Annotated in this window: 16 protein-coding genes; 5 read left to right on the top strand and 11 right to left on the bottom strand. The window is 61.6% G+C overall.

Translation table 11 applies throughout. The annotated features are described in order from the left end of the window. Positions 1 to 114: 114 nt before the first annotated feature. Positions 115 to 1,083: a LysR family transcriptional regulator gene (locus FPT15_RS12150; protein ID WP_122719937.1), complete on the bottom strand. Its 969-nt coding sequence runs from the start codon at positions 1,081 to 1,083 to the stop codon at positions 115 to 117. 182 nt (positions 1,084 to 1,265) lie between these two features. Between FPT15_RS12150 and FPT15_RS12155 the strand changes: the two genes are divergently transcribed. Genes FPT15_RS12155 through FPT15_RS12170 form a run of 4 tightly spaced genes read left to right on the top strand, consistent with a single transcriptional unit; the run spans position 1,266 to position 6,026 of the window. Continuing rightward, on the top strand, positions 1,266 to 2,777 hold the full coding sequence (locus FPT15_RS12155) for an efflux transporter outer membrane subunit (protein WP_145161247.1): 1,512 nt from the start codon (positions 1,266 to 1,268) through the stop codon (positions 2,775 to 2,777). A gap of 10 nt (positions 2,778 to 2,787) precedes the next feature. Further along, the gene (locus FPT15_RS12160) at positions 2,788 to 4,965 is read left to right on the top strand and encodes an FUSC family protein (RefSeq protein ID WP_145161249.1); all 2,178 of its coding nucleotides are present in this window, start codon (positions 2,788 to 2,790) and stop codon (positions 4,963 to 4,965) included. Further along, positions 4,955 to 5,155 (top strand): DUF1656 domain-containing protein, encoded by a 201-nt coding sequence (locus FPT15_RS12165; RefSeq protein WP_119738415.1) that lies wholly within the window; start codon positions 4,955 to 4,957, stop codon positions 5,153 to 5,155. The genes FPT15_RS12160 and FPT15_RS12165 overlap by 11 nt, the downstream gene beginning before the upstream one ends. 10 nt (positions 5,156 to 5,165) lie before the next feature. After that, positions 5,166 to 6,026, top strand: a complete 861-nt coding sequence (locus FPT15_RS12170; protein ID WP_145161251.1) for an HlyD family secretion protein — start codon at positions 5,166 to 5,168, stop codon at positions 6,024 to 6,026. Positions 6,027 to 6,143: 117 nt separating this feature from the next. Here FPT15_RS12170 and FPT15_RS12175 read toward each other — a convergent pair whose 3' ends face one another. Both FPT15_RS12175 and FPT15_RS12180 read right to left on the bottom strand, forming a co-directional pair. Further along, positions 6,144 to 6,545, bottom strand: a complete 402-nt coding sequence (locus FPT15_RS12175) for a DUF4440 domain-containing protein (protein ID WP_145161253.1) — start codon at positions 6,543 to 6,545, stop codon at positions 6,144 to 6,146. Further along, positions 6,538 to 7,725: an MFS transporter gene (locus tag FPT15_RS12180; protein WP_145161255.1), complete on the bottom strand. Its 1,188-nt coding sequence runs from the start codon at positions 7,723 to 7,725 to the stop codon at positions 6,538 to 6,540. The genes FPT15_RS12175 and FPT15_RS12180 overlap by 8 nt, the downstream gene beginning before the upstream one ends. 111 nt (positions 7,726 to 7,836) lie before the next feature. Between FPT15_RS12180 and FPT15_RS12185 the strand changes: the two genes are divergently transcribed. Beyond that, positions 7,837 to 8,694, top strand: a complete 858-nt coding sequence (locus tag FPT15_RS12185) for a LysR family transcriptional regulator (RefSeq protein WP_145161257.1) — start codon at positions 7,837 to 7,839, stop codon at positions 8,692 to 8,694. Here FPT15_RS12185 and FPT15_RS12190 read toward each other — a convergent pair. From FPT15_RS12190 to FPT15_RS12230, 8 genes are all read right to left on the bottom strand, one after another. Further along, a complete protein-coding gene (locus FPT15_RS12190; RefSeq protein ID WP_145161259.1) occupies positions 8,691 to 9,503 on the bottom strand; it encodes an SDR family oxidoreductase in 813 nt (270 codons plus the stop codon). The two genes, FPT15_RS12185 and FPT15_RS12190, sit on opposite strands and share 4 nt — an antisense overlap. A 14-nt stretch (positions 9,504 to 9,517) precedes the next feature. Next, positions 9,518 to 9,982: a multidrug transporter gene (locus FPT15_RS12195; protein WP_106579538.1), complete on the bottom strand. Its 465-nt coding sequence runs from the start codon at positions 9,980 to 9,982 to the stop codon at positions 9,518 to 9,520. A 636-nt stretch (positions 9,983 to 10,618) separates the two neighbouring features. After that, positions 10,619 to 12,070, bottom strand: a complete 1,452-nt coding sequence (locus tag FPT15_RS12200; protein ID WP_119738428.1) for a mannose-1-phosphate guanylyltransferase/mannose-6-phosphate isomerase — start codon at positions 12,068 to 12,070, stop codon at positions 10,619 to 10,621. 208 nt (positions 12,071 to 12,278) lie between these two features. Beyond that, complete coding sequence (locus tag FPT15_RS12210; RefSeq protein ID WP_053254501.1) at positions 12,279 to 12,935, bottom strand: alginate O-acetyltransferase AlgF; 657 nt, start codon at positions 12,933 to 12,935, stop codon at positions 12,279 to 12,281. A 16-nt stretch (positions 12,936 to 12,951) separates the two neighbouring features. Further along, positions 12,952 to 14,136 (bottom strand): alginate O-acetyltransferase, encoded by a 1,185-nt coding sequence (locus FPT15_RS12215; protein ID WP_145161261.1) that lies wholly within the window; start codon positions 14,134 to 14,136, stop codon positions 12,952 to 12,954. Positions 14,137 to 14,148: 12 nt separating this feature from the next. Further along, the gene (locus tag FPT15_RS12220; RefSeq protein WP_106579534.1) at positions 14,149 to 15,681 is read right to left on the bottom strand and encodes an MBOAT family protein; all 1,533 of its coding nucleotides are present in this window, start codon (positions 15,679 to 15,681) and stop codon (positions 14,149 to 14,151) included. A 154-nt stretch (positions 15,682 to 15,835) separates the two neighbouring features. Next, entirely contained in the window at positions 15,836 to 16,945 is a 1,110-nt protein-coding gene (locus FPT15_RS12225) for a mannuronate-specific alginate lyase (RefSeq protein WP_145161263.1), read from the bottom strand. 24 nt (positions 16,946 to 16,969) lie between these two features. Beyond that, a complete protein-coding gene (locus FPT15_RS12230) occupies positions 16,970 to 18,415 on the bottom strand; it encodes an alginate O-acetyltransferase (RefSeq protein ID WP_145161264.1) in 1,446 nt (481 codons plus the stop codon). Position 18,416 lies beyond the last annotated feature (1 nt).

Here is an 18,416-nt window from a genome sequence, read left to right on the forward strand (position 1 = left end):
CTTTTGGTTACTTTTGGGCTCTTTTCAAAAGTGACCCGCCGTAAGGGCGGAACCCCAAAGCGGCCATCACCCAAATAACGGATATGCCCCCAAAGCCCAAAGCCCAAACCCCAGTCAGTTAGCCAACCGCGCCCCGCTAAGGCTCCCACTCAACTCATACGCCACCAATTCCGCCTGATGCGCAGCCAAAATCTCGGGCAACGACCCGCGCAGATATTCAACCCACGTCTTGATCTTCGCATCCAGGTACTGGCGCGACGGGTAGATGGCATACAAGTTCAGCTCTTGCGAACGGTAGTTAGGCATCACCCGCACCAGCGTGCCGTTACGCAACCCCTCGATAGCCGCATACACCGGCAACAGACCCACGCCCATGCCACTGGTGATCGCCGTTTTCATCGCATCCGCCGAATTGACCAGAAACGGCGACGTATTGATCGCCACACTTTCCTGGCCTTCCGGCCCGTTGAAGGTCCATTTATCCAGCTGGATCACCGGGCTCACCAACCGCAGGCACGCATGGTTGAGCAAATCCTGCGGCCGTTGCGCGCAGCCCTTGGTCTTGACGTAATCCGGCGACGCACACGCGATGCTGTAGGTAATGCCCAGCCGCTGGGACACAAACCCCGAATCCGGCAATTCACTGGCCAGCACGATCGACACGTCGTAGCCCTCATCGAGCAAGTCCGGCACGCGGTTGGCCAGGGTCAGGTCGAAGGTCACGTCGGGATGCGTACGGCGGTAGCGGGCAATGGCGTCAATCACGAAATGCTGGCCGATACCGGTCATGGTGTGCACTTTCAACTGCCCGGCAGGCCGCGCGTGCGCGTCGCTGGCTTCGGCTTCGGCTTCTTCCACGTAGGCGAGGATCTGCTCGCAACGCAGCAAATAGCGTTTACCGGCTTCGGTCAGTGCGATGCGGCGGGTGGTGCGGTTGAGCAAGCGGGTTTGCAGATGGGCTTCCAGGTTGGAGACCGCGCGCGAGACGTTGGCCGTGGTGGTGTCCAGTTGCACGGCGGCGGCGGTGAAGCTGCCAGCTTCGGCCACGCAACTGAACGCGCGCATGTTTTGCAAAGTGTCCATGGAGTGTTCTCAGGGGAGATAGCAAATTGTGACAGAAAGTTACGCCGTCCAGTGATCCCTACCAACGGATTATCGCTTGAACGGTAACAAAGATTCACAGGAATGCCAGCTTATCGTTCCCCATGGCGCCCCCTAGAATTGCGCCACCTCTTGCGCAACACCACCTCAGGAATACGCTTGCCGTGCCGCGTCGCATCATCAGAGAGCTGAAGACTCTCAGTGTTTGGGCCTTATCGTTAGCAATCAGCGGCTGCATCGGAACCGGAGGAATCGCCCCCCAAGGCCAGGCCCTCAACGCCAATAACCTGGCCACCGACGAAGCCATCCAGAGCGCCGCCCACGACGCCCACTGGCCCACCACGCAATGGTGGCAAGCCTATGGCGATCCGCAACTCAATCATTGGGTGCAACTTGCCACGCAAAACAGCCCGAGCCTGGCCATGGCCGCCGCGCGGGTGCGTGAGGCGCGGGCCATGGCAGGCATCGCCGAGTCGGCCGAGTCGTTGCAGATCAACAGTGACACCACCCTCAAACGCCACAACTGGCCGAAGGATCAGTTCTACGGCCCGGGCGAGTTGAGCGGAACAACCACCTGGGACAACAATTCGTCCCTGGGCCTGAGCTATGCCCTCGACCTGTGGGGCCGCGAAAGCAACGCCAGCGAGCGCGCTGTCGACCTGGCGCATATGAGCGCCGCCGAAGCGCGCCAGGCCCAGCTCGAATTGCAGAACAACGTGGTGCGCGCCTACATCCAGTTGTCGTTGCAGTACGCCAACCGCGACATCGTCGCCGCCACCCTGGCCCAGCAGCAGCAGATTCTCGACCTGGCCAATAAACGCCTGAACGCCGGGATCGGCACGCACTTCGACGTCAGCCAGGCCGAAACGCCGTTGCCGGAGACCCATCGCCAGCTCGACGCGCTTGACGAGGACATCGCCCTGAGCCGCAACCAGCTGGCTGCTTTGGCGGGCAAAGGTCCGGGCGAGGGGGCGCAACTGCAACGCCCGAGTTTGTCCCTCGCCGCGCCGCTGAAATTGCCGTCGAGCCTGCCGGCGCAATTGCTTGGCCAGCGCCCGGACGTGGTCGCCGGTCGGTGGCAGGTCGCCGCGCAAGCCCGTGGCATTGACGTCGCGCACGCCGGCTTCTACCCCAACGTCGACCTGGTCGGCAGCCTCGGCTACATGGCCACCGGCGGCGGCCTGCTGGAGTTTCTGGCGGGCAAGAAATTCAACTACAACGTCGGCCCGGCGATCACCTTGCCGATCTTCGACGGCGGTCGTTTGCGTGGGCAACTGGGCGAAGCCAGCGCCGGTTATGACCTGGCCGTGGCCAAGTACAACCAGACGCTGGTCAACGCGCTCAAGGGCATCAGCGACCAGTTGATCCGCCGCGAATCGATGGACAAGCAGGCGTCCTTCGCCGCGCAGTCCGTGGCCTCTGCGCAGAAAACCTACGACATCGCGATGATCGCCTACCAGCGCGGCCTCACCGACTACCTCAACGTGCTGAACGCCCAGACCTTGCTGTTCCACCAGCAGCAAATCGAACAACAGGTGCAAGCCGCACGCCTGAGTGCCCACGCCGAACTGGTCACCGCCCTGGGCGGCGGGCTCGGCGCCGGCAACGATGTGCCGCCAGACACCAAGACCCTTCCGAGCAAGACCCCAGCGGCGCTTGCCGTGTTTGATCACTGAGTAGGATTTGATGACGCCCTTGCCTGCACCGCTGCGCTGGTTGCACTCCCTGGAGTGGCGCCGTGGTTTTTTCGACTGGGCACGCAGCGATGGCGTGACCTGGGTCTATATCTTCAAGGTGCTGATCGCCGCGTTCCTCACGTTGTGGCTGGCGATGCGCCTGGAACTGCCGCAACCGCGCACCGCGATGATCACCGTGTTTATCGTGATGCAACCGCAGAGCGGTCAGGTCTTCGCCAAGAGCTTTTACCGCTTCCTCGGCACCCTGACGGGGTCGGCGGTGATGGTCTTGTTGATCGCCTTGTTTGCGCAGAACACCGAATTGTTCCTCGGCGCGTTGGCGATCTGGGTGGGCATTTGCACAGCCGGTGCGACGCGTAATCGCAACTTTCGCGCCTATGGGTTTGTGCTGGCGGGCTACACCGCGGCGATGGTAGGTTTGCCCGCCCTAGCGCACCCGGACGGGGCCTTTATGGCGGCGGTGTGGCGAGTGCTGGAAATCTCTTTGGGAATACTGTGCTCGACGTTGGTCAGCGCCGCGATCCTGCCACAAACCAGCAGCGCCGCGATGCGCAACGCCTTGTACCAGCGCTTTGGCGTGTTCGCGCGGTTTGTCACCGACGGCCTGCGTGGGCGCAGCCAGCGTGAAGAGTTCGAGGCCAGCAATGTGCGCTTTATCGCCGAGGCCGTGGGCCTGGAAGGGCTGCGCAGCGTCACCGTATTTGAAGACCCGCACATGCGGCGGCGCAATGGCCGGCTGAGTCGCCTCAACAGCGAATTCATGAGCATCACCACGCGCTTCAACGCCTTGCACCAGTTGCTTGAGCGGCTGCGCACGGATGCAGCCGACCACGTCGCCGCGGCAATCAAGCCGGGTCTGCAAGACCTGGCCGAAGTCCTTGACGGTTTCTCCGGCCGTGCGCTCACCAGCCCCGATGCGGCGCGCCTGGTCAATCAATTGAGCGCCTACAAGGATGGACTGCCCGCCAAGGTGCGCAGCCTGCGTGCGAATTTTCAGCAAGGCAATCCGAGTGAAGCCGAGCAGCTGGATTTTCATACCGCCTACGAGCTGCTATACCGCTTTGTCGATGACCTGCACAACTACGCGCAGACCCACGCATCACTGGCCGATCACAGCCATGAGCGCGAGCAGTGGAGCGAAGCCTACACGCCGAAAACCAACTGGCTGGCCTGCGCCGCTTCGGGGATTCGCGCGTCCTTTATTCTGATCGTGCTGGGCAGTTACTGGGTGGCCACCGCCTGGCCCAGCGGCGCGACCATGACCCTGATCGCCGCCGCCACCGTCGGCCTGTCTGCCGCCACGCCCAACCCTAAACGCATGGCCTTTCAGATGGCTTGCGGCACCTTGATCGGCGCGTTGGTGGGCTTTGTCGAAATGTTCTTTGTGTTCCCGTGGATCGACGGCTTCCCGCTGCTGTGCGTGATGCTTGCGCCGGTGATTATCTTCGGCTCGTTCCTCGCCTCCCGCCCGCGATACGCCGGCGTCGGCGTGGGCTTGCTGATCTTTTTCAGCACCGGCTCGGTGCCGGACAACCTGACGGTCTACAACCCTTACAGCTTTATCAATGACTACATCGCCATGGTCATTGGCATGCTGGTGTGCGCGGCGGCTGGCGCGATTATCCTGCCGCCGAACAGCCGCTGGTTGTGGCGCCGTCTGGAGCAGGACCTGCGCGAGCAGGTGGTGTACGCGATCAGCGGCAAGCTCAAGGGCCTGGCGTCGAGTTTTGAAAGCCGCACCCGCGACCTGCTGCACCAGGCTTACGGCCTCGCCGTCGGCCAGCCGCACGTGCAACGCGACTTGCTGCGCTGGATGTTCGTGGTGCTGGAAGTCGGCCACGCGATCATCGAGTTGCGCAAGGAGCAGGCGATATTGCCGGTGCACCCGGCGTATGCCGAGTCGCAACCCTGGCGCCAGGCGATCCGCGTGATGGGCCGCTCGCTGGTGCGGCTGTTCCTGCAACCGAGCGCCAGCAACCTGGAGCGCGGGTTGATTGCCGTCGACCATGCGATCAGCCGCGTGCAGGCCACCGATGAACCCTTCGCCCCGCACTTTGACACCTCGGCGTTGCGCCGGGTGAAAAGCTACCTGCACTTTATCCGCACGTCGTTGCTGGACCCGCAATCGCCCCTGGCTGCCCTCAAAGGATCCCCGAATGCCTCGTGAAATCGCATTCCACGGCGTCTACATGCCGACCATGACCCTGATGTTTTTTATCGCCGCAGGGCTGGCCTGGGCCTTGGACCGCTTCCTGGCCGGGTTCGACCTGTACCGTTTTTTCTGGCACCCGGCGTTGCTGCGCCTGAGCCTGTTCGTTTGCTTGTTCGGCGCCCTGGCGCTGACCGTCTATCGTTGAGAATGCCCCGATGAAAAAGTTTTTCAGCCTGCTCGCGACCTTGCTGGTACTGGCTTTGGCGATCTGGATTGGCCGCACGCTGTGGGTGCACTACATGGAAACGCCGTGGACCCGCGACGGTCGCGTGCGCGCCGACATCATCAACGTGGCGGCCGACGTCACCGGCGAAGTGGTCGACGTACCGGTGCGTGACAACCAGTTGGTGAAAAAGGGCGACCTGCTGATGCAGATCGACCCCGAGCACTACCGCATCGCGGTCAAGCAGGCGCAATCGCTGGTAGCCTCGCGCAAGGCCACTTGGGAGATGCGCAAGGTCAACGCTCACCGCCGCGCCGACCTCGACGCCCTGGTGATCTCCAAGGAAAACCGCGACGACGCGAGCAACATCGCCGACTCGGCGTTGGCCGATTACCAGCACGCACTGGCGCAACTGGAAGCGGCTGAGCTGAATTTGAAACGCACTCAAGTGGTGGCGGCGGTGGACGGCTACGTCACCAACCTCAACGTGCACCGGGGCGACTACGCGCGCATCGGCGAGGCGAAGATGGCCGTGGTCGATATGAATTCGTTCTGGGTGTATGGCTTCTTTGAAGAAACCAAGCTGCCCCACGTCAAGGTCGGTGACGAGGCCGATATGCAATTGATGAGTGGCGAGACGCTCAAGGGCCACGTGGAAAGCATCTCGCGCGGCATCTACGACCGCGACAACCCCGAGAGCCGCGAACTGATCGCCGATGTGAACCCGACCTTCAACTGGGTGCGCCTGGCCCAGCGCGTGCCGGTGCGCATTCACATTGATGAAGTGCCCGAAGGCGTGCTGTTGGCGGCGGGCATTACTTGCACGGTGATCGTCAACCCAACACAACACTAAACTGTGGCAACTGGCTTGTGTGGGAGCTGGCTTGCCTGCGATGGCGGACTGTCAGTTGAAGTATGTAGTGCTGACCCACCGCTATCGCAGGCAAGCCAGCTCCCACATTTGACCGTGTTAGGCCTTGATGAAGGTTTCGTGCAGATGGCGCCACAGCAACGCCCCGCTGGCCTGCTTCTCGAACACCACGGTGGCGCGTCGATCAGTCTGCGTGCCGCTGTCATCAACCTGATGTTCGCGGTAAGTCACCGTGGCGCCGCGTGCATGGCGGTCGATCCCGGTCATCTCGCTCAAGGTGATTTTCAAGCCCGGGCGCATACCGCCAAGGCGCGTGAACAGTGCTTTCACCCCGGCCGCATTTACCCGCGTGCCGGTGGCGGGTGCGACCATGCTGAACTCGGGTGAGAAGCGCGCCAGCAAGGTTTCCAGTGTGCCTTCAGGCGCAACGCCGGCAAACCATTGCTCGATCTCGACGTGGGTCTGGATCACTTCCTCAAAAAAATCGCTGTAATCAATCATGGCTGGGCTCGTTGGCTGGGTGAAGCAGTGTCCGTACTCTGGAAGCGTCCAGGCGCAGCACTGCAAAAAGGGGCAGCAGTGTCAGGGCTGCCGCTATCGTGAAGGTTATGGCGAAGGAATCCAAGGCCGACAACAACGCACTGAGTGCCGCCGCGCCGAGGCAAAAGCTCACTTGCCGATTGATATTCCACAGCGCGCTGGCATGGCCCATGCGTTGAGCGGGTATGTCGAGAAACGCCAGCGTCTGCGCGGTGCTGCTGCACAAGCTGCCCCCCAGGCCCATCAAGGCATAGGCCGCAATCGCCCAGGCGGGTTGGTTGAGCAACAGGATGCCGCTGCATTGCAACGCCATGCCCGCCAGCAGTAAAGGTTTGGGGCCGCAGCGGTTAAACAGTTTTTTGCTCAGGAAAATCGCCAGCGCCGACGCCAGTGCCCACGGCAGCATCAGTGCGCCGGTCTGCGTGGCGTCATAGCCGAGGCCGCGCAGGTAGAGGATGGCGATCAGGCTGGTGCCGATAAAGACGCCGGGGATGAACAGATAGACCAACATCGCCACGCGCAGCATCGGGCTACGGATCTGCTTGAAGATGCTGCCCACGTCCAGGGCCGGGCGCACCGTGGCAGGCGCGTCAGGTTTTATCCACAGCAGTGCCAGCAGCAGCGTGATCAACGCCAGCGGCAGGTTGGCATAGAAGATCCAGCGCCACGACAGGCTGTCGACAATCAACCCGCCCAGGGCCGGCGACAGCGCCGGCACCAGCAGCGCCACCGACATCACCCGCGCCGTCAACTGGCTGCGTTCTGCCGCTGGAAAGTACCGGTAGGCCATGGCCTGGCCCACGGGAATCAGCAGTCCGCCGCCCAAGCCTTGCAGCGCCCGCCAGCCAATCAGGGTTTCGATAGAACTCGCCTGGCCGACCATCAGCGAAGCCCCCGCGAATAAAAGCAGGCTCGCCGCGATCAGTGTTCGCTCGCCCATCAGTGCCGCCAGCCAAACGCTCAGGGGAATGATCACGGTCAGCCCAAGCATGTATGCATTGCTGATCCAGGCCAATTGGGTGACCGAGGCGTGCAGCTCGCGGGCGATGTCCGGGTAGGCGACCGTGGCGACAAACATGTTCACCAGGTCCAGGGCAAAGCCGAATAAAAAGATCCAGGCGACTTTCGAGCGGTAGGTCATGGACGCGATCCTGCGAATGAAGCGCGCAGGGTAGGCCGCCAGCAGGGTTTGGGCTACGCCGGTTTGCCTGCTAGTTTGTCAAAACTATTTTGACAAAGGAGGGCGCGGCCGATGGTCAGCCTGGACCGATTCGACACCTTCAAGGCTGTGGTAGAAGCCGGTTCGCTTACCGCAGCGGCCGATTTGCTGGGCCAGACCCGCGCCGTGGTCAGCTTCAACCTCAAGCGCCTGGAAGCAGAGCTGGGCGTGACCCTGCTGACGCGCAACACCCGCCAACTGGCGCTGACCGATGCCGGCGAGCGTTTTTACCTGCGCTGCACTCGCATGCTTGAAGAAGCGCGCCTGGCGGTGGAGGAGGCGCGCTCCGAACATGCCCAGCTCAAAGGCACGTTGCGCATCACCACCACAGTCGAATACGCGCTGGCGGTGGTTGCCCCTGCAATCGAGGCCTTTCGGCGCTTGCACCCGGACCTGAACATTCACTTATCCACCTCCTCGACCCACGCCGATTTGATCTCGGAACGCTTTGATGTGGCGATTCGACTGGGACGTCTGCTCGACTCCAATCACCGTGCGGTGCAGTTGTCGACCTTTGAGGTGTTTGCAGTGGCAGCGCCCGAGTTTGCCGAGGTTCAAACGCTGGATGCGTTGGAGCAGGTGCCCAAGCTGGGCCATGGCCGTTTGACCGAACTGAGCCTGACCGACCCGGCCGGCGGCGAGCATCAATACCGTGCCGGCCCGACTGCGCTGGTGGCCGACAGTGCGGCCGTGCTTCAGGCGTTTGCCGTGCGCGGCCTCGGCGTGGCGGTGCTGCCGCAATGGTTGGTGCAGGATGACCTGGCGGCGGGGCGCTTGGTGCGCTTGTTGGCGGACCATCGTTTTGCGCCACAGGGGATCTACGCGATGTACCCAGACACCCGGCATTTGCCGCTCAAGGTGCGGGCGTTTATTGATTTCATGAAAGGCTAAAGCGAGCCCGACAGGCCGAAGCGCTTCTTCAAGACTTTTTCCAACAGGGCCTTGGGCACCAAGGCCGCCATCAGTGGCAGCGCCCGGCAGCCATTGCCCGCGCGCAGCAGCCGTGGCGGCGTTGGCTGTTGCACGGCCTTTAATACCTGCGCCGCGAATTGCTCGGCTGAGGTCGGGTTGTTCTGCGAGGCCTGGGAGCGCGCACGAATGCCTTCGCGCAACGGCCACCATGGTGACTTTTCGTTGATCAACAGCTCGGCCTGGGCGCCGGCGTTTTTCGCAAAATGCGTGTCGATAGCGCCTGGCTGCACTTCCATCACGCGCACACCAAATGGCGCCAGCTCCATGCGCAGTGCGTCGCTCAACGCGTGCACCGCCGCCTTCGAGGCGCAGTAGGCGCCGGCAAACGGTGTCACCAATACGCCGGAGACGCTGCCGATGTTCACCACCAGGCCTTTGGCTCGACGCAGGGCAGGAAACAGCGCCTGGGTCACGCCGACGATGGAAAACACATTGGTTTCGAACTGGCGTTGCATGGCCTCGGTGCCGCCGTCGAGCAGCGGGCCCATGGCGCCGTAGCCGGCATTGTTGATCAGCACGTCCAGCCCGCCGATCTGTTCGGCGAGCGCCTTGAGCGCCATGGCGTCGTTGACGTCCAGTTGCACGGCCTTGAAACCGGCGGCAGCCAGGGCGCTCACATCATCGGGCTGGCGGGCGCTGGCCCACACTTCATGGCCTGCGGTTTTGAAGGCATCGGCCAGGGCGCGGCCGATGCCGCTGGAGCAGCCGGTGATCAGTACAGTGGGCATGAATCAATCCTTTGTCAGTCCGAGAAACTGCCTTGTAGGTGCTCGGCGCGAAATTCCAGGGTTTGCGGGCGGTAGCCGGGGCGCAGCGGTGGTGTGGGCAGGCAGTCGTCCCAGGTGGCGCCGGCCTGCAACTCGCCGGGGCCGCGATAGCGTGGAGCGGCGTAGACATTGTCGGCCAGGTTGACGGAGTCGCCCGGTGCATAGGCTGCAACGCGCCAGCGCAGTTCGGTCAGCGGTACGTCGTTGCCGTTGCTCAGGACCAGTTTCAGCGGCCGGTCTGGCGGGCATTCCTGCGGCGCATAGCTGATGCGCAGTTCCAGGCGCGACAGTTGCGAGGCTTCGCGGCTGTCCAGCCACACCACCCAAATCGCCACGCAGCCCAGGCCGACGGCGGCCGCGAGCGACACCGGCAACGCCTTGGCCGGGTAGCGCAGCAGCAGGATCAGCCAGGTGATGATCAGGAGAACGCCGAAGAACATGGAGACCACCTCGAATAGGGAACGAGCATCCTAACTTAAGCGTAGGTGGGATTGGCGAGCTTGAGATAAGTGTTGATTGGGCGGCCGCCATCGCAGGCAAGCCAGCTCCCACCTTCGACGGCATTCACAAGTCAAAAGGTGGGAGGGGGCTTGCCCCCGATGACTGACTTACTGAGCAGAAGAATCCGCCTGCAACCCTAGGGGGCTTGCCCCCGATGACTGACTTACTGAGCAGAAGAATCCGCCTGCAACCCTCCGATCCAAGCCTCTCGACCAAGACCAAACCGGTCTCGGCCCATCGCAGGCAAGCCAGCTCCCACCTTCGACTGCATTCACAAATCAAAAGGTGGGAGGGGGCTTGCCCCCGATGACTGACTTACTGAGCAGAAGAATCCGCCTGCAACCCTTCGGTGCAAGCCTCTCGACCAAGACCAAACTGGTCTCGGCCCATCGCAGGCAAGCCAGCTCCCACAGTTGACCGGGTACGTCCGTTGGAATGCGGTCAACTGTGGGAGCTGGCTTGCCTGCGAAGAGGCCTTCAGCAACACCCCAAAACCCCACAAAAAAAGCCCCCACCCAACCCACTGCGGATAGGGGACGCAATGGGCTGGGTGAGGGCTTCTTTCTACGACTGTATTACTGCGCGATAGTTTTCACCGACACGCCACGTTCAACCGGCGTGGAGCGCCCGTAGATATCTTCGAAGCGCTCGATATCGTCTTCGCCCAGGTAGCTGCCCGATTGCACTTCGATGATTTCCAACGGGATCTTGCCCGGGTTGCGCAGGCGGTGCACCGAGGCGATCGGGATGTAGGTGGACTGGTTCTCGCAGAGCAGGAACACGTTCTCGTCACAGGTGACTTCGGCCGTGCCGCTGACCACGATCCAGTGCTCGGCGCGGTGGTGGTGCATTTGCAGGGACAGGCACGCGCCCGGCTTGACCGAGATGTGCTTGACCTGGAAGCGGCCGCCCATGTCCACCGAGTCGTAAGAGCCCCACGGACGATAGACTTCGCAGTGGTTCTGGGTTTCGCTGCGGCCCTGGTCGTTGAGGGTGCTGACCATCTGCTTGACGCCCTGGACCTTGTCCTTGTGGGCAATCATCATCGCGTCCTTGGTTTCCACCACCACGATGTTGTCCAGGCCGATCACCGACACCAGCTTGCCGTTGCCGTGAATCATGCAGTTGCGGCTGTCCTGGATCACCACGTCGCCTTTGCTGACGTTACCGTGGATGTCTTTGTCGTTGACCGCCCACAGCGAGGCCCAGCAACCCACGTCGCTCCAGCCGGCGCTCAGCGGTACCACGCAGGCGCGCTGGGTTTTTTCCATCACGGCGTAGTCGATGGAATTGTCCGGGCAGCAGGCGAAGGTGGCTTCGTCGAAGGTCACGGTGTCGGCGGTCTGCTCGCTGCGTTCCAGGGTCAACAGGCAGGTGTCGTAGATGTCCGGATCGTGTTTTTTCAGCTCTTCGAGGAAGCGGCTGGCGCGGAACAGGAACATGCCGCTGTTCCAGAAGTAACCGCCGCTTTTGACGAACTCGACCGCGCGTTTTTCATTGGGTTTTTCGACGAACTGTTCAACGCGGCTCACGCCTTCGGGCAGCAGTGAATCGTTGGTGGACTTGATGTAGCCATAACCGGTTTCCGGACGGGTGGCCGGTACGCCGAACAGCACCATCTCGCCACGCTCGGCCGCCACGGTGGCCAGGGCCAGTGCACGTTGCAGGGCTTTCTGGTCGTCGATCACGTGGTCGGCGGGCAGCACCAGCATCAGCTCGTCGCGGCCTTCATTGACCAGCATCATCGCCGTCAGGGCCACGGCCGGCGCAGTGTTGCGACCGAACGGCTCCATCAGGATGCGCTGGCATTCGAGCTTACGCGTGCTCAGTTGCTCGTTGACGATAAAACGGTGGTCCTTATTGCAGACCACGATCGGTGAGTCCATGCCTTCGAACACCAGACGCTCCAGGGTTTGCTGGAACAACGTGTGTTCGCCGGTCAGGGCCAGGAATTGTTTCGGGAACTGTTTACGGGAAAGCGGCCAAAGACGTGAGCCGCTACCACCGGAAAGGATTACTGGGATCATGTGTTTCTCCTTGAATCAATTTGGGTCAGAGCTACGAAGGTTTGTCGTTTCACTCTTGTTTTTGTCTCGGTCTGAACTGACACCCTGGTCCTTGTGGGAGCTGGCTTGCCTGCGATGCAGACGACTCGGTGTTTCAGTTACACCGCAGTGATGCCATCGCGGGCAAGCCCGGCTCCCACAGGGGGCATGGGTCAGTTCAAGAATCTAATCAGCGGGTCGATACCGGGCGTTTTACCCAGACTGGCGAAATGCTCGAACCGGAACCGGTCACATACAGCACCGCCGCTTCACCGCGCTCCAGGGCCACTGGCTTCACGTCGCCGACCTTTTTGTCGCCGTCATACAGGGCCAGGCTTACCTTCACCGGGTTGATTTCACGCTCGCCACGGCCTTTGGCGGCCACCGACTTGACCACGTCGGTCTTGCCGTCGGCGGTTTTCAGGGTCAGGGCCTTGTCGCTGAGGTTCTGCACGCGCACCAGGGATTTCTGCTTGTTCTTGAACGGCGGTTCTTCGATCAGTTGGGGCTGGCCGCTGCCGCTGTTGACCAGGGTGTAGTAGTGGTCGGCGGCGAGTTTGACCGGCACGGTCTGGCTGCCGACCTTGGCGCTGTAGTCGCCGCCCGGCATGAAGCTGAAGTCACTGCTGGCCAGTGGCGCAACGTCGCTCAGGTTGGTGGCGCCGACGGTGGCGCTGACTTCCTGGTTGCTGGCGTTGTACACACGTACAAAGCTTGAGCCTTTCGGCGCGGTTGGGCCGTAAAGGGCGGCGTCGCCCCCGGCGAAGGCGGACATCGATACGAAGCTCAAGCCGGCAGCAATGGCCAGGGTCTTGGCGAGACGACGCGGAGTAGTAGTGAAAGTCATATGAGTTACCTCTCTTTCAGTTTTGCGCCCGGTCGGGCGTCTCGGATTTTTGGGTTTTAGCTGGGGTGTTCAGTGCCATGTTTTGTTGGCGCGAACCGGCTTGTTTAAGCTGCGCAACCCACTGCGGGTCGGCATCACCGATTTCGTTGTTGACGGGCAGATAACGTTCAGGGAACTCCCAGATCAGCACCTGTGGCGGGCTGTTCTTGAAGTCGTCGCTTTTGAGGTAGCTGAGCATCGGCAGAATCGGGCCGTGGCCGTCTTCGGAGTAGTTGATGACGTCGCTGTGCAAGGCTTGCTTGAGGGCGCCGACGAAGTTCCAGTTGGGGTTGGCGCTGTAGCTGGTGCCGACCAGTGCCACTGGGGTTTCGCTGTCGCTGAACAGGCCTTCGTCACCTTTGTTTTCAGCCAGGTGCGTGACGCGTTTTTGCAGCGGCTCTTTGGGCGGCATCAGGTTTTCGAACAGCGGGTCCAGCGGCAGGAACAGACGTAGGTCGCCTTTGTGCGGCTCGGTTTTTTCCGCTTCGGTGACAAAGCGCTGCGGCTCACCGCTGAGCGGGGCCTTTTCGCTGATCACCTTGGCCAGTTGCTTGGCGGCAATTTCGGCGCCGTCCGGGGTCCAGTGGGTGTCGGTGCGCAGGAACACTTGCGTGCCGCCCAGCTTGGCCTGTTGCAGCGGGCCTAGCAGGTCGGGCGCGATGATCTTGTCGGCGGCGACACGGGCGTGGAAGTCCTGATACAGGTTGGCGTGGATACTCGCCGGTTTCACTTCGCCCAGGTGTTCCGGGTACAGGCGCACCTTGGCCGGCACAATAGCCATGACCAATTGAATGCCCTGAGCCTTGAGCTTCTGGCGCACGCCTTCGACCAGCGCGTAGTTGCCCTCAAGGTTCTGGTCTTCGTTGACGATGGGGTTGAACTCCTCGTCGCTGTACAACCAGTGATCACGGCCCAGCACTACGCCAGGGCGGCCTTCGTTGAACAGCTTGTAGTCCAGCGCGGCCCACAGGTTGGTGCCGATGCGCTTGATCGGGAACTGGTCGTCGTAGTGCGTTTCGACGGCCTTGGTCCAGCGGCCGTTAAGCACGGTCGCGTCGGCGTTGGTGCTGAAGCCGAAGAAGCTGCGCATCGACCAGGCGCCCAAGGCCAGCAGCACCAGCAGGAACAGCGCGATGTAGAGGACGCGGAATGAACGGGTCATGGTCGGCTCCCCTCAGAATTGGAAGTAAAGGAACGGCGAGAAACTCTGCGCCGACAGTTTCAGGATTGACGCCACGAACAGCAGCAGTACAGCGCCGCGCATGGCGTAGCGTGGCCAGTCAGCGGTCCAGTAGGCCGGCTGCACGGCGGCGTCCTGGCCGACGGTGAAACCTGGCTGGTGGATGCTGTCCGGGTTGTCGCCCGGCACGGCCTTGATCAGGCTCGGGTCGGCCGGCTTGGCTTTCTCGGCAGGGCGGTTGGTGTAGAAATCGCGCAGGCCGAAGAACGCCAACGTTGCGTACGCCACCACCAGGGTTGCCACTTGCAGGCCGGTGAGGCTGGCGCGGTTGAGTTCCGACAGCGACCATTCGCCAAAGCTGAACATTGCGCCGTACATACGGCCGGCGACGTGCAGGTTCTCTGAGCGGAAGATCACCCAGCCCATCACCACCAGCAGGAAGGTGAAGGCCCAGCGCACCACGTTGAAGCTGCGCGGCGCGGTGTTGAGGCCGATGGCTTTTTCAATCGCCAGCCACATGCCGTGCCAGGCACCCCACACGATGTAGGTGATGTTCGCGCCGTGCCACAGGCCACCGAGCAGCATGGTCAGGAACAGGTTGCGGTAGGTGATCAGCGTGCCTTTGCGGTTGCCGCCCAGGGTGATGTACAGGTAGTCACGCAGCCAGGTGGACAGGCTGATGTGCCAACGACGCCAGAACTCGGTGATCGACTGGCTGATGTACGGCTGCTTGAAGTTTTCCATGAAGCGAAAACCCATCATCAAGCCCAGGCCGATGGCCATGTCGCTGTAGCCGGAGAAGTCGAAGTACAGCTGCGCGGTGTACGCCAGCGCACCCAGCCAGGCGTCGCCCGTGGTGGGGTTTTGCAGGGCGAAGCAATGGTCGGCGACCACCGCCAGGGTGTCAGCGATAAAGACCTTCTTGATAAAGCCCTGCATGAACCGCGTGCAGCCCTCGGAGAACTTGTCGAGGGTGTGCGTGCGGTTGTTGAACTGGTCGGCCAGGTCGCGAAAGCGCAACACCGGGCCGGCAATCAGGTGCGGGAAGATCGCCACGAACGCCGCAAAGTCGATGAGGTTGCGGGTGGCCGGGGTGTCGCCGCGGTACACGTCGATGATGTAGCTGATGGACTCGAAGATGTAGAACGAGATGCCGATCGGCAACAACACGTGGGTGAGGATGAACGGCTCCAGACCCACCGACTTCATCATCACGTTGATGCTGTCGACGCCGAAGTTGGCGTACTTGAAGTAGCCGAGGATGCACAGGTCGACCGCCACGCCCAACAGCAGCCAGCGCTGGGCTGGCTTGGTGCGCACGCCTGCCGCACCGACCTTGAGGCCGATCCAGTAATTCCACAGCGTTACAGCGGCGAACAGCGCCAGGAAGTCCACTCGCCACCAGGCGTAGAACACGTAGCTGGCAATCAGCAGCAGCAGGTTGCGATAGCGTTGCCCGCTCAAGTAGTACAAGCCGAGAAAGATCGGCAAGAACAGAAACAGGAACACATTGGACGAGAAAACCATCCCGATCTCTCCATGTTTAACAGACAGTCAAGGGCCAGAGCCCCCCCAAACCCCCCCACGATTTCGGGGGAGGCCGTACAACATTCCTACTGATGAAACCGGCTCAAACTGTGGGAGGGGGCTTGCCCCCTCCCACCTTTCCAACCGCGTTGCGTCAGATTCCTTTGTTGCCCTTTTCATGCGCCGGGTCGTAGACCTTGGTCAGGTCACCGCCGAGCCGGAAGGTCTTGAACGGCTGCATGCCATGCTTGCGTTCGAGCACATCCGGCGCGCAGGTGTAGAGGGTGCAGAAAGGTTCAAGCCAGGCAAATTTCATGTCTTCCTTGAGGTCCTTCATGTCCTGCTCTTTGCCGTTCTTCTTCTCGAAGATCTCCGGGTCTTTGACCCCGGCCAGCACTTTGTCGCCCAGGCGTTTGAGCGCGCCGTTGTTTTCCTGGCGCAGATCCACGCCGTTGACCAGGGCAAAGCTGGCGATCATCGACAGCGGCGGCAATGCGTAGTTGTGGTACGACAGAGCCCGCTGCTGGCGCTTCAATTCGTTGGGCAAAAAGCCCTGGTCATCGACCTGGTTGGCGCCGACTTTGTATTCCTTCACGGCCCAATCAAACAGGTCGCGGCGGTTGGTGGCGACGGAGGTTGCCATCACCGACCAGGCGGCCCAGTAGGAGTGATTGTTGGTTTTTTCCAGCGGCAGGTTGTCCCAATCGCTCACCACCTGATCGGCCAGCTTGTTGAACCAGGCTTCGATCACCTGCGACTCCTGCTGGTGGTTGGCCAACGGGTGGGAGTCGGAGAACTTCAGGCGCACATAGGCCGAGGCCATGCTGCCCAGCGCCCATTTGCGCATGGACTTGCCGGTGTGGTTGAAGTCCTTGGACATCAACGCATCTGCCTTGGCCCAGCTGGTCAGCCAGTTGAGCGTGCATTCGAGCTGCTGCGGACGACCGTCGCGCATGAACTGCATCACGCGTTTGCTGGTGTCTTTTTCCAGCTTGGTGATGTCGGCCGTGCTGTCGCGAAAGGCTTTTTCGGATTGCACATTCAAGGTGGAACGGGCTTTGTCCGAACCTTCGTACTTGCTGCGAAATTGCAGCGAGCCGGTGTACGGCGCCGGCATGGCGTCGCAGTCATTCTTGAAGTCGCCGGTTTTGAACGCTTCCACCGGGGCGAAATAGCCCTGGGGCGGGCGCAGTGGCGCGGCGGCGTTGACTGAACCGGCGAACATCGCCAGGCCCAGCAGCGTTGGAATCAATAACTTCTGCATAGGTAACCTCATTGCGCACTTACTTCACGGCAGCAAAGCAGTCTTCTGACCGCCGCTAGGGAATACGTTGCGTGTGCAAATTTTCGCTTCGACTTTCTGCGCGGCAGCGCCCGCTTCGGGACCCTGCACTTCCACGGCCAGCAAGTTCTGCGAGGCCCAGTCTTCATCGGTGCGCAGTTCAAAGGCGAAACGCCCGTCTGTATCGGATGTTTCGGGTTTCTCGATCTTGATGTCCTCGTGGCGCCCGTTCATGTACCAGAGGGTGGCTTGCAGGGTTTTCACCGACGGGTCGGCGAAGCGGATGTCGACCTGGTGACTGCTGTTACGCAGGTCTTTGTTCGAACTGTTGACCAGCAATTCGTTCTTGCCGGGTTTGAGCGTGGTGCTGGCGCTCATCTGCGCGGTCTTGCCTTCGCAGCCGTTGTCGAGCAGCGACATCATCTGGCGGTAGATGGTCTCCTGGTCGAGGCGGTACAGCGGCGAGAATTCCCAGATGAGAATTTTCGGCGGGGTTTTCTGGAATTCATCGCTGCCCAGGTACTGGATCATCGAGCCTTCGAGGCCACCGCCGGGGAAGGCGACGTTGAGGATGTCGGCGCCGATTTCCTGCTCGAGGAAGCCGGCGAAGTTGTAGTTCTTGCCGCTGTGGCTGGTGCCGACCAGGGTGATCTGCGGGTTGCCTGAATCGCCGAACAGGTCGCCGTCACCGGCTTCGCCTTTGGGCTCGGTGGTGAACTGGTCCATGTACTGGATCGCGTAGCTGGTGCCGCACAGTTGCCCGGCCATGTTGTGCAGGGTGCCGGTCTTGCCCATGCGCCCGGAGCGCTTGGTTTCGAATTCGCGCTTGGGAATATCCGCAAACTCAGGCATCGCACGCACTTTGGCACCGACGATTTTCGCGGTGCGCTGGGCGCCGTATGGGGTCCAGTGTTGGTCGCCGCGGAAGTAGAAATCGTGGGCCGGCAGTTCATCCGGCAGTTGCTCGTTGGTGAGCGGCGACAAGTCCGGCACCACGTAGCCCATCTTGGCAAAACGGCCGAGCATGGTTTTGTAGTTGCCCAGTGCCTTGTCGAAATCGAACTTGGCTTTCTCTTCGGGGTTGAGCTTGTTGCGATTCACCAGGCCACGGGTCGGCTGGTAGACCACCACCAATTCCACACCCTTGGCCTTGAACGCATCGTGCAGCTGTTGCATGCGTTTGTAGCCGGCGGGGCTGGTGTCAAATTCGGTGCGCAGGTCTTCCTGGGTACGGAACAGCCAGTCGCCCTGGGCTTGCACCAGGGTGGTGAAGTTCTGCTGATAGCGCGTGGTGTAGTTCTTCGCATCATGGGCCGCGGGGCACAGGCTGCAGCACGGTTCGGCGGTAAAGGTCGGCGCCTTGACGTCATCGGCGCGTACGCCTTGGCTGGCCGCCAGCAGGCCGAGGGTCAGACCCGAGAGGCTCAGCAGTTTGATCATGTGTGGGTGCATA

It is taken from the genome of Pseudomonas sp. RGB (assembly GCF_007713445.1).
Classification (GTDB): domain Bacteria; phylum Pseudomonadota; class Gammaproteobacteria; order Pseudomonadales; family Pseudomonadaceae; genus Aquipseudomonas.